The sequence below is a fragment of the Nitrosomonas sp. Is79A3 genome, assembly GCF_000219585.1.
GTDB lineage: Bacteria > Pseudomonadota > Gammaproteobacteria > Burkholderiales > Nitrosomonadaceae > Nitrosomonas.
This window is the reverse complement of record NC_015731.1, coordinates 1,336,662-1,348,867: the sequence shown is the minus strand read 5'-3', so window position 1 is coordinate 1,348,867 and position 12,206 is coordinate 1,336,662. Positions and strand designations below refer to the sequence as shown.

Sequence of the window (12,206 nt, the reverse complement as noted above, 5' to 3'; positions counted from 1 at the left end):
TCCTACTTTAGAAAATATGAGCACCAAAACTCTCAAAATAGTATTGATCAATCTCATCACGAGAAAACCGGTGATTCTGCCCGCCTTTCTGGGCGATTTTTAAGGAACCCATCAATGAGCCGAGTTGCCCGGTTGTTTGCCAATCCAAATTATTGACAATGCCGTACAACAGACCGGCACGATACGCATCGCCGCAGCCGGTTGGGTCAACAATATCTTTGGGTTTGACACAGGGAATCTCAATTTCTTTGCCATCGGCGTAGATGATGGAGCCTTGTGCGCCCAGTGTGATGATCAACGCCTTGGCTTGGTTCGCCAGCGATTCAAGACTGCGTCCTGTGCGGCCTTGCAGCATCTGGCCCTCATAGTCATTAACAGCGATATAATCGGCTTTGTCGATAAAATCCAGCAGTTCTTCCCCGTTATACATTGGCAGGCCTTGACCCGGATCAAAAACAAACGGAATGCCAGCTTCGTGGAATTCACGGGCATGTTGCATCATGCCATCACGCCCATCCGGCGCAATAATCCCTAGCTGAATGTTGCTGGTATCTTTCACGGAATTGAGATGCGAGAAATTCATTGCGCCTGGGTGAAACGCAGTAATCTGATTGTCCGCCAGATCGGTGGTAATGAATGCCTGTGCGGTAAAGGTTTCAGGAATATGCTGCACATGTTGTTGGGTCAGGCGTAATTGTTCAAACCGCGCAGCATAAGGCGCATAATCATCGCCAACGGTCGCCATCATGACCGGTTCACCGCCCAACATTTTTAAGTTGTAGGCGATATTACCGGCACACCCGCCAAATTCACGGCGCATCTCTGGAACCAGGAATGCGACATTTAACACATGAATTTTTTCCGGCAGAATGTGATTCTTAAAATGATCGGGAAAGACCATAATATTATCATAAGCGATAGAACCACAAATCAGTGTGCGCATAGTTTTTATAGCGGTAGTTAGAAAGATTGAAAAGTAACGACAGGTTTATCTGGTACCCTAAGATTCGAGGAAACTTTGATTTCCCCTGCCGTCATACTGAATGTGCGAGATGATTCTTCTTGATCAGGCGCTTGGCTTCCAGGCCAGATCCAGTTCACGCGCTGCTTTGACATCATCCAGTTTACGCACCGGCATGGTGTGTGGCGCGCCTTTTACCAGATCAGGTTGCAGTTCGATTTCCTTCAGAATTTCTTTCATGGATTTCACGAACGCATCCAGTGTTTCCTTGGATTCTGTTTCAGCCGGTTCAATCAATAAGCATTCGGGCACCAGCATCGGAAAATACGTTGTTGGTGCATGATAGCCTTTGTCGAGCAAGCGTTTGGCCAGATTCATCGCGGTGACACCGGTTTTATCTTTAATATCTTTTAGAGTGACAATAAATTCATGGCTGGCACGCCGTGTCGGATAGGCTATTTCAAAACCTGCTTTACTCAATTCGGCCATCAAATAATTGGCATTCAGTGTGGCAAATTCAGAAATGCGATGCATGCCGTGCATTCCCAGCAAACGAATATAGATATAAGCGCGCAGCAATACACCGGCATTACCCATGTGAGCCGATAACCGGCCAATCGATTGGGGTTTTTCTTTTTCAGTAACCCAACGATAAGTATCCCCTTCCTTGGCAACGATAGGAATCGGCATAAACGGCAGCAAACGCTCGGCAACACCCACTGGCGCAGAACCTGGTCCGCCACCACCATGCGGTGTGGAAAAAGTCTTGTGCAAGTTAATATGAATCACGTCAAAACCCATATCACCCGGTTTAACTTTACCCAGTACGGCATTGAGATTGGCACCGTCGTAATACAGCAATCCACCCGCTTGATGCACAACGCGGCTCATTTCTGCCACATTCTTTTCAAATACGCCCAGTGTGGATGGGTTGGTTAGCATCAATCCGGCAGTTTGGGGTCCGACAGCGGCTTTTAATGCAGCCAGATCGACATTACCTTCTTTGTCGGTAGCAATTTCTACGACCTTGAAACCACACATCACAGCGGTAGCCGGGTTAGTACCATGCGCCGCATCCGGCACAATAATTTCAGTACGTGCAAAATCACCGCGTGCTTCATGGTAAGCACGAATCATCATGACACCGATCAATTCACCTTGCGCACCGGCCATTGGCGTCAGGCTCACACCTGCCATGCCGGTGACCGCTTTTAACGTTTCCTGTAATTCATACATACAGGCAAGAAAACCCTGTCCGGTGTCTTCCGGTGCAAGCGGGTGCCTGGAAAGAAATTGTGGCAGCATGGCCAATGAGTTACATGCGCGTGGATTGTATTTCATCGTGCACGAACCCAGCGGGTAAAACTCGGTATCAATCGAGAAATTCTTTTGTGACAAACGTGTGTAATGGCGCACTGTATCCATCTCAGAGACTTCGGGTAGAAGTACTGGCGATTTGCGCAGCAAGTTTTGTGGAATCTTAGCCGTGCTTGCGACAGTCGCCGGTGACTGAGAATAATTACGGCGCCCTGGGCGCGAGTGTTCAAATATCAGCATTTTTTATGGGTAAAACGTTAATTTATTTTAAGGCAGCTAAGGCTGCTTCGTAATTCGGTTCATCAGCAATTTCAGGAACCAGTTCAGCATGGATGATGGTATCCGATTCGTCCAGAACAATGACCGCACGTGCTGTAATTCCAGCAAATGGACTATCTGCTATGAAAACGCCGTAATCCTTCATGAAATTTGCACCACGCATAGTTGAAAGTGTAATCACCTTATCCAGTCCTTCGGCATCGCAGAAGCGGCTCATAGCAAAAGGTAAGTCAGCAGCGATGATCAACACAACTGTATTGTCCATATTGCTAGCTTGCTGATTAAATTTTCGTGTCGAGATCGCGCATACTGGCGTATCCAAGCTAGGAACAATATTCAGCACTTTCTTTTTGCCGGCAAAATTAGCCAAAGTAACATCAGCCAAATCCCTGTTCACGAGAGAAAGCGCCGGCGCTTTCTGTCCGACTTTGGGAAAAGTACCTTCAATTTTGATGGGCTTTCCTTTAAGAGTAACCATAGTTTTTCCTTTATGACGAATTTAAAAAAGAATGTTTCTAACCAATCGCGTGCTTTAAGGCTTCAGCATAATTTTGCAAATCATTCGTTGTCTTAGTTTCTGTCGCACAAACCAGCAATGCATTGCCTAATTCCGGATAATGCCCCTGCAAATCAAGCCCTCCTAGTATGCCTTTTTGTTTTAATTTGGATAATACTTCTGCAACTGGCGCAGATAAAGTTAGCGCAGCTTCGTGGAATACCGGTCCGCTAAATGCTCTTTTCACGCCATTGATTTTCTCCAATCGTTCGACCAGTTCCAGCGTGTTAGCATGCGATTGTGCCGCGACGCGACGCAAACCTTCCGGCCCCAGTAACGACATAAAAATGGTGGCAGCGGTAACCATCAATCCTTGATTGGTACAAATATTGGATGTGGCTTTGGAACGGCGGATATGTTGTTCACGCGCTTGCAATGTCAGTACAAAGCCAGGTTTGTTATCCAGATCCGTGGTACGGCCGATAATACGTCCCGGCATCTGGCGTACTAAATCGTTTTTGCACGCCATAAAACCAAAATATGGACCGCCACTGGAAAGCGGAATACCCAGCGGTTGACCTTCTCCCACGGCAATATCAGCACCTTTGCTACCCCACTCACCGGGCGGGGTCAGTAATGCCAATGCAGTTGGATTCACAACACCAATGGCAAAGGCATTTTTACTGTGCGCCCAGTCGGTCAGGGCATCCACTTGTTCCAGCACGCCAAAGAAATTAGGTTGCGGAATCACCAGTGCGGCAAATTCTTCGTTGGCAAATTCAGACAATGATCCCGGCTCTACTTGCCCTGATTGTGTATTAAATGGCAGTTCGACCACTTCAATTTTTTGATTGCTGACAATCGCGCGAACGACTTGACGATAAACGGGGTGTACTGTTTTCGGAATCAGAATACGCCGTGACGATTTATGTGAGCGAACAGCCATCAAGGCAGCTTCCGCCAGCGCAGTTGCCCCATCATACATGCTGGCGTTGGACACATCCATGCCCGTCAGTGAAGCCATCATCGTCTGGTATTCATACAATAATTGTAAGGTACCTTGACTGGCTTCGGCTTGATACGGTGTGTAGGAAGAGTAAAATTCTCCGCGTGTAGTAATTTGCCAGACGGCAGCGGGAATGTGATGCTCGTAAGCACCCGCCCCGATAAAGTTCTGGTAGAACCCGTCTGTTGTAGCACGTTCCATCATCAGCCGGGTTATTTCCATTTCGCTGAGTCCGGGTGGAACGCCTGTCAATTCACCGCTGACTAATTCTTTAGGAATTTCATCAAACAGTTCTTCAATTGTTTTTGCACCAATGCTGGCCAGCATTTCGGCGATATCTTCTTCGGTGTGTGGAATAAACGGCATGATTTATTTAAAAAAACTTAAAGTAATAAGGTATAAAATAGACAAGCGAATTCAAATCTCAATGCAGATGTGATTTTAGTGGTCTTCGTTTTCAACCAGCACGGTATAGGCTGCGGCATCTAGCAATCCATCCAATTCGGACCCATTGCTCGGCTTCATTTTAAACAACCAGGCGGAAAACGCATCTTCATTAATTTTTCCCGGCTCATCTACCAATGGAGAATTAACCGCAATGACTTCGCCGGAAATAGGTGAATACACATCGGCGGCGGCCTTGACGGATTCAGCGACTGCGCATTCTTCTTTTTGTTTAAGTTTACGTCCAACTTCTGGTAACTCGACAAACACCATATCGCCAAGCAATTCTTGCGCATGATGGGTAATCCCAACAGTTACCGTGCCATCGGCCTCAGGTTTCACCCATTCATGGGATTTGCTATATTTTAAGTTTGTTGGAACACTCATTTTTTACTCCAGATTAAAATAATAATTTTCTACAGTTTCGAATTAAACCAATACATTTCCATTACGCACGAACGGGTATTTTACCACTTTGGCGCGCAGCTTCTTATCACGTACCACCACGTTAACTTCATCACCAACAGCTATCTGTACCGGTAGACGTGCCAAAGCGATCGATTGGTTCATTGTCGGTGAAAATCCACCACTGGTAATTTCGCCCTGATATTCAGCGCCATCGTGTTGACAGACTACTTGCTGGTGGCTGCGCAGCACACCGCGATCGATCAATACCAATCCAACCAGTTGTTGCGTCACAGCGGTATCCACTAATGCTTGTTTGCCAATAAAATCCCGCTCGCTTTTAAGATCTACCGTCCAGGCCAAACCCGACTCCAATGGATTCTTGGTTTCATCCATATCCTGACCGTACAGATTCATCCCGGCTTCCAGGCGTAATGTGTCGCGAGCGCCTAATCCGGCCGGTGCAACACCAACAGCATGCAATGCTTTCCAAAACGTCGGTGCGTCTGCGGCTGGCAGGATAATTTCAAAACCATCTTCACCGGTATACCCCGTGCGTGCAATAAAATACTGATTCACTACGGTGGATTGAAACAGCTTGAGCTCTTCTGTGGCTGCTTGAGAACCTGGAATGACCTGCCAAACTCTGGCACGCGCATTAGGACCTTGCACCGCGACCATAGCCAGATCACGCCGCGGCGTAATTTCTAAACTGGGCGCCAATTCATCGCGCTGTTTGAGCATCCAGGCAACGTCTTTGTCGGCCGTACCGGCGTTCACCACGATGCGGAACCAGGTTTCAGACAGAAAATAAATAATTAGATCATCAATGATGCCGCCCTGGGGGGTCAACATACAGGAATACAAGGCCTTGCCTGGGAGGGTCAGTTTATCAACATTGTTAGCGACCAATTTACGTAAAAAAGCGCGCACATTGTCACCTTTGATATCAACCGGGAGCATATGAGAGACATCAAACATGCCCGCATCCTGGCGTACTTTATGGTGTTCGTCTAACTGTGAGCCGTAATGCAGCGGCATATCCCAGCCACCAAAATCCACCATTTTGGCATTCATGTCGCGGTGGGTTTGATTAAGAGGTGTCATTTTCAGCACGGATTATTCTCCCGAAAATAAAAAAAAGCCATTTCAAATGACTTCGCGCCCCTCTGTCCTTTTTACCTGAGAGATTTACAGATTGCTATCCGCGTGCCCCTTCGGTGGCCAAAAATAATTTCTCGGCACTCTCCAGATTGCCTGTCACAAGCGGTTCTTAAGGAACAAGTTTAACTTGACCATGCCTGAGCGATTCCGGGGGGGTTACGCCTTCGGCGGCGCTGAAAAGAAAGCGCGCTCTCCTGCTTGGACTTTAATGGCAGAGTGCGAACTATACCTTAGTAGCGGCGGTTTATACAAGTCAAATACTGAGGTATGCTGATTTTCATGGAGTCCAAAGTTTCATAAAATAAAAATATGAAATGGAGGAGGAAGATGGAATTACCTCGTACACAATTAGTATAGCCATGAATTTCTGGAGCAATCGCTTAAGGAAGCTCTGACTAACCCTCCTATGTCATTCCGAACAAAGTGAGGAATCTTTGGCAATCAATACCATAGATTTCTCGCTACGCTCGAAATGACAGTTATTCAGAGTTTCCTTAAATTACCTCCGGCAAAGCCGGGCGATTCACTAGATCACTACAATATCCGCATTAGTCATAGCTAATCCAACGCCAATCGCAGCAATTTTTACTGCAGAACCAACACCACTGCCATCAGCATCATATAGCAATGAACCCGTTACATTGTTGTATATAATGAAGTCATTTTTATCCAGCGCTTGTACACCGCTTACAAACTGGTCAAAAGCTAAGATACCGGTAGTTGTTAATGACGTAAATACAGCATTTTCTAACTGGATGGTATCATCAACTACAATGAAATCAGTGATTGTATCGATGTGCCCTGCGGAAGTCAGTTTGAAGATATCTTTACCTATACCACCAGTTAACATATTGGCTCCTGTTCCTCCATCAAGGATATCGTTACCTGCTCCCCCATCTAACTGATTGGAGGCTGTATTTCCGGTGAGGCTGTTAGCCAGATCATTACCCGTGCCGTTGATAGCCGATGTATCTCGCAATATGAGATTCTCAACATTAGCTGATAGCGTGTAGGTCACGCTGCTGCTGACTTTATCAGTGCCCTCATTGATATTTTCAATAATGATATCTGCCCCGTTATCAACATTGTAAAAGTCATCACCCAATCCACCGATTAGGCTATCTGCACCAGCTACACCATTAAGCGTGTCGTTACCAGCACCGCCATTTAATTGATTGGAAGCCGCATTTCCGACGATGATGTTAGCCAGATCATTGCCCGTGCCATTGGTAGCCGACCCTCCTGTCAGTGTAAGATTTTCCACATTGGCTGATAACGTGTAGGTCACGCTGCTGCTGACTTTATCAGTGCCCTCATTGATATTTTCAATAACAGTATCAGCCTCGTTATCAACATTGTAAAAGTCATCGCCCAATCCACCGATTAGGCTATCTGCACCAGCTGCACCATTGAGCGTGTCGTTGCCAGCACCGCCATTTAATTGATTGAAAGCTGCATTTCCGGTAATACTGTTAGCCAGATCATTGCCGATTCCATTGATAGCCAATGCGCCGGTCAGCGTAAAATTCTCAACATTGGTGGGTAGCGTGTAAGTTACACTGCTATTGACTTTATCAATGCCCTCACTCAAATATTCCGTGATGACATCACCGGCATTGTCGACAGTATAAATATCATCGCCCAATCCACCGATTAGGCTATCTGTGCCAGCGCCGCCATTGAGTACATTTATTGCTGCATTTCCAGTGATAGTGTTAGCCAGACTATTGCCCGTGCCATTGATAACCGACCCACCTGTCAATGTAAGATTCTCGACATTAGCTGATAGCGTGTAGGTCACGCTGCTGTTGATTGCATCCGTGCCCTCATTGATATTTTCAATAACGGTATCAGCTTCGTTATCAACATTGTAAAAGTCATCGCCCAATCCACCGATTAGAATATCTGCACCAAGATTACCATTGAGCTTGTCGTTACCAGCGCCGCCATTTAACTGATTGGCGGCTGAATTTCCAGTGATGTTGTTAGCCAGATCATTACCCGTGCCGTTGATAGCCGAGGCATCTCGCAACGTAAGATTCTCCACATTAGCTAATAGCGCGTAGGTCATGTTGCTGTTGATTGTATCAATACCTTCATTGATATTTTCAATAATGGTATCAGCCACGTTATCAATAAGATAATAGTCATCACCCAATCCACCGATTAGAGTATCTGCACCAATATTACCATTGAGCGTATCATTGCCAATTCCTCCATCCAAGATGTTATTTTTCGCGTCGCCTACCAAACGATCGCTGTAATCACTACCAATCAGATTATCAATATTAGTCAGAATGTCTAATCCGGCACCGCCGGTATCTTGCTGAATGGCGATAGCTAAGGAAACCGTTACAGGAGCGGTAGAGTAATAATAAGTTACTGTATCGTTGGATAATGTGCCGACCAGAGTGTCGTTTCCGTCCGTATTGACTAGCAACTTACCTGCATCGAATAAAGTGACCGCAATGGTTAAAGGAGCACTCGCACTGAGTCCATGTGAGTCAGTGACAGTGACAATCAGCGCATAAGTTCCAAGATCAGCCAGACCGGGAGTTCCGCTGATAAATCCTGTGGTAGTATTAAACAGCATCCAGATAGGTAGTGGATTCCCATTGGCAAGTGTGGCGCTATAACTTAGGGAGTTAGAAGTATCTGTGTCACTAAAGGATATGCTTGCATCGTAGCTCCAATCAGTAGTGTCGTATTTCACAGCCTGATCGACTTGGGGGGCTATAACCGTTGGACCATCATTCACAGGTTCTGTTATTCGAACAAGTTGATCTGCGGGGATATTTTCAACGACTTGCACTCTACCGCTAGGCCAATTGATGATTAATTCCTGCGCACTGGTATTGTCCGCAAGTCCAAAATGGAGGCGCTGATAATTTTGTACTGCATTATGGATGCCACCAGATTGTTCGCGAAGCTGCGTCACGCCACCAGCAGTAAGAAAGACTTGTGCACCGATTCCGTCTCGATTAGAGGCCACACCTTGCAAATCAATTTCGAGCCAATGATTGCTATTGCCTTGGTTGTGAAACAGCTGGTAAGGAGCATTTGTAATTAATGGCGATGTTTTTTCTTGATGACCATTGGCTACCAATAAGTCGAGAAAACCATTTAAATCATAATCAGCCGCCATCACGAAATCGCCTTGTCCGATTTCAGTTCCCTCTGCCCCTCCAGCGCCCGAAATAGCGACAAAAATTCCATCACCCTGATTTTCTAAGAGTATATCTGGGGTGTTCAGCACCGAACGATTCGTAACAATGTAGATATCCTGATCCATGTCGTTGTCAAAATCGCCAGCAGTGACGCTTCTGCCTCGAATCGGTATGCTGTTGATCCCCGCCAGGTCGCTTTGATCAATGAATCCTTGCCCAGTATTTATCAGCAATTGATCATCAGGGGGGGGAGGATCCGCTTGAAAGCCAATGGCACTTAACTCGGAAATAGGTTCTGTAGTTTCAATGTTGCCAATTAGATTATTTACTTCTGAACTTGACAGCAATAGTTGCCAGCGCTGCAGATCAGCATCGAAGCCAATGTAAATGCCCCGATCAACCCCTTGAGTATGGGGTAAAATACCTCCTATATTGGTATCATTTGGTGATAAGGTAAAATTCCAGCTGATCGGATGGGTGCCATTTTTTCCTATATATATTTGGTTTAGCGGTATTTGAGATTTGTCAGAGTCGAGAGCTTGAAGGTCAAAAGTTACTTCCCCAGAAGTATCGAACTGGAGACCTTTTTCATTCTTATTCACGGACAAGCTCACTGTAGCCTTATCTGCTCCATTTTGATTCAGATCGCTATCATCACCAGCACCTATAGTCAGGTACAGATCCGGTCTTAAGTCTCCGTTGAAGTCAGCCACCGCCACGTCATAAGCCTTTTTAGCATTGAATATCGTCTCTGAAGTTATATCTCTAAAAGGAATTTGAGTCGTATCATAGACTGTGAATTTTTTGGAACTCCAATTAGCCTCGTTAGCAATCAGATCCAAATTACCATCCCCTGATAAATCAGAAAGGAAAAAGGATGATGCATTGGTTAAATTGAACCCCATGATTGCAGAGACATCCTCGAAAGTACCGTCAGTCCTTTGCTGAAAAATCTTGGCTGGCGCAACTAATCCGTCCGTTCTGGGAACTACGCCTACAACCAGATCCAGTAACCCATCCTTGTTAAAGTCGAACCAAAGTGGATTTCGCCCGCGGGCAAGGGGATAATCAACACCTAGGGAGATGGCTCGATCTTCTAATATTCCTCCTTCATTGACATAGAACTGCTTGGAATATTCAGGGCCGATTCCTACCCCCGCCCCTCCGCCCACTAATTGCACTAAGTCCTGGTCGCCATCGTTATCGAAATCAGCCCATGCCGTTCCATGCAAGTCGTAAATCGGCTGTTTTACAAAGATTTCGGCTGTGGCATCCCTAAAGGTCCCGTTACCTTGGTTCAAATATAGGATGCTATGAGCACCAAAGCTACCGGAGCCACCATAATGATTACCTACCCAAAGATCTGGATAGCTATCGCTGTTAACATCGCCCCAGGCCCCACCCCAAGTTGCTCCCGTATAATCAATCCCCGACTCTGAAGGTGGAATTGCATTGAAAAGAATATTGCTCATGATCCTATTCTCCCAAATTTACCGAATGTTACTTATTGATTTATATATTAAGCACACATAGAATATGTGTTTTCCTAGTAAAATACATTGATAACAAAATTAACGATGCATTATAGGCTTTATTTACTAAAGAAAAATAAGGGAAAGCTTATTTTTTATGAGCGCGAGTAAGCGAAGCGTTAGGCACGTATCAAAGATAAGCATAGATTGCATTTTAGCTAAAAAAACACATTACATTGAATCAGCTGGCTGAAATTTTTTGGCGTTGCAATCAATTAAGGCAGTCAATTAATTTTATTTGAGTGAGACAGACAGTTTGAGGAAATCATTGACAGTTGTTACAGCGAGCCAGGAGTGTAAGTAGCAGGTGTTTTTTCTTTCATTGTGTAAAGCCCATCCTCGCACATCTGCGTTGTACCAATGCCGTCCCAAAGTTATCTATCTATCTGGTGATTCAGGAAGCTCGAAAATGGACTATGCCGATCAAAAACTGAAAAGCAACCTTGAATCGTTTTATGATCAAATTCGACAGATACATCGGAGATTTTGTTTAAACAAGACAAATTTCCTCACAGTTTATTTTACAACCTTGCTAAGTTGATTGATAATTGAAACATGCGTCGATGTGTGTTTTCCGCCAACACTCGACGAAATTTATCAGTAATCGATCAAGTAAGAATATACACCCTTGTAGACGACGTATTACCCCCGCGGCAGAGTGAATTGAGGTTGGAGAAAAATACACGCAGAGCATATTGGTCAGATGCAGCGTAGAGTTAGGAAAAACGAGTGCGCTTGAGCATCAGTCGCGCTTCCTAGATGAACAACTCGTGCAAGCCGTTTGGTGTGGCTTGAAAGATGCGATGGAGAATGGAAAACAGTCAGTTTGATACTGATCACAGATACCACGCTGACTGCGGAACTGGTGATTGAAAATTATTGCCCGCGTTGGCCGATTAAACCTATGTTCAATCAACTGAAGCAAACTTGGGTAATAAAGTAAGCATGACAGCAAGCACAGCGAATCTTACTGCGTTGGGTTAATATTACAATGGTAAATATAAGTATTGGTACGCGGTTAGTCAGCTTCTTAAACAACTCAGCGGTGGGTGCGTGCTGTGCCAGAATGCGCTCTAACACAAAGAAAATCCCAAAACTGCCAGACAAATCAAATCCGCAAAAGATTAATCAAGCTCTTTTGACATATTACTGTCGAACAATGGCGGGATGCAACTTGCAAAAAATTCAGACCACCAAATCGGAAAAAAATAGAGATTGTGAGTATAAATTTCTTAACGTAGCGTAATACAAAGAAAAATAATCGAGTAAATAACAGATTCAAACGAGAAATTCCCAGTTTGATTGATTGAATTCACTCTAGTTATGAAACTAGAGTTTAGAGTCTCAGCCCCAAAGGAGGTAAATCACCGCAAGAAAATAAGAAAAAAGCTTGACAAAGTAGCATAAAAATCGTTGCCGCCTTTCTAAATATCTT

7 protein-coding genes and 1 riboswitch are annotated in these 12,206 nt (G+C 45.1%); all 7 genes read right to left on the bottom strand.

Translation table 11 applies throughout. The features are described from left to right. Positions 1 to 7: 7 nt before the first annotated feature. Positions 8 to 943, bottom strand: a complete 936-nt coding sequence (locus NIT79A3_RS06080) for a carbohydrate kinase family protein (RefSeq protein ID WP_013965350.1) — start codon at positions 941 to 943, stop codon at positions 8 to 10. A 123-nt stretch (positions 944 to 1,066) separates the two neighbouring features. Further along, the gene (gene gcvPB / locus NIT79A3_RS06075; RefSeq protein WP_013965349.1) at positions 1,067 to 2,518 is read right to left on the bottom strand and encodes an aminomethyl-transferring glycine dehydrogenase subunit GcvPB; all 1,452 of its coding nucleotides are present in this window, start codon (positions 2,516 to 2,518) and stop codon (positions 1,067 to 1,069) included. A gap of 22 nt (positions 2,519 to 2,540) precedes the next feature. After that, the gene (tpx, locus tag NIT79A3_RS06070; protein ID WP_013965348.1) at positions 2,541 to 3,035 is read right to left on the bottom strand and encodes a thiol peroxidase; all 495 of its coding nucleotides are present in this window, start codon (positions 3,033 to 3,035) and stop codon (positions 2,541 to 2,543) included. Positions 3,036 to 3,072: 37 nt separating this feature from the next. Then, positions 3,073 to 4,425: an aminomethyl-transferring glycine dehydrogenase subunit GcvPA gene (gcvPA, locus tag NIT79A3_RS06065; RefSeq protein WP_013965347.1), complete on the bottom strand. Its 1,353-nt coding sequence runs from the start codon at positions 4,423 to 4,425 to the stop codon at positions 3,073 to 3,075. Between the two features lie 75 nt (positions 4,426 to 4,500). After that, complete coding sequence (gene gcvH, locus NIT79A3_RS06060) at positions 4,501 to 4,890, bottom strand: glycine cleavage system protein GcvH (RefSeq protein WP_013965346.1); 390 nt, start codon at positions 4,888 to 4,890, stop codon at positions 4,501 to 4,503. A gap of 42 nt (positions 4,891 to 4,932) precedes the next feature. Beyond that, the gene (gene gcvT / locus NIT79A3_RS06055; RefSeq protein ID WP_013965345.1) at positions 4,933 to 6,024 is read right to left on the bottom strand and encodes a glycine cleavage system aminomethyltransferase GcvT; all 1,092 of its coding nucleotides are present in this window, start codon (positions 6,022 to 6,024) and stop codon (positions 4,933 to 4,935) included. A 43-nt stretch (positions 6,025 to 6,067) separates the two neighbouring features. Continuing rightward, a riboswitch (glycine riboswitch) is annotated at positions 6,068 to 6,170 on the bottom strand. 428 nt (positions 6,171 to 6,598) lie between these two features. Beyond that, positions 6,599 to 10,711 (bottom strand): FG-GAP-like repeat-containing protein, encoded by a 4,113-nt coding sequence (locus NIT79A3_RS19370; RefSeq protein ID WP_013965344.1) that lies wholly within the window; start codon positions 10,709 to 10,711, stop codon positions 6,599 to 6,601. Between the last annotated feature and the right edge of the window lie 1,495 nt (positions 10,712 to 12,206).

Bases quoted from the DNA above. Each gene is read 5' to 3' on its own strand.
- NIT79A3_RS06080 (WP_013965350.1), bottom strand. From the start codon at position 943: ATGCGCACACTGATTTGTGGTTCTATCGCTTATGATAATATTATGGTC.
- gcvPB (WP_013965349.1), bottom strand. From the start codon at position 2,518: ATGCTGATATTTGAACACTCGCGCCCAGGGCGCCGTAATTATTCTCAG.
- tpx (WP_013965348.1), bottom strand. From the start codon at position 3,035: ATGGTTACTCTTAAAGGAAAGCCCATCAAAATTGAAGGTACTTTTCCC.
- gcvPA (WP_013965347.1), bottom strand. From the start codon at position 4,425: ATGCCGTTTATTCCACACACCGAAGAAGATATCGCCGAAATGCTGGCC.
- gcvH (WP_013965346.1), bottom strand. From the start codon at position 4,890: ATGAGTGTTCCAACAAACTTAAAATATAGCAAATCCCATGAATGGGTG.
- NIT79A3_RS19370 (WP_013965344.1), bottom strand. From the start codon at position 10,711: ATGAGCAATATTCTTTTCAATGCAATTCCACCTTCAGAGTCGGGGATT.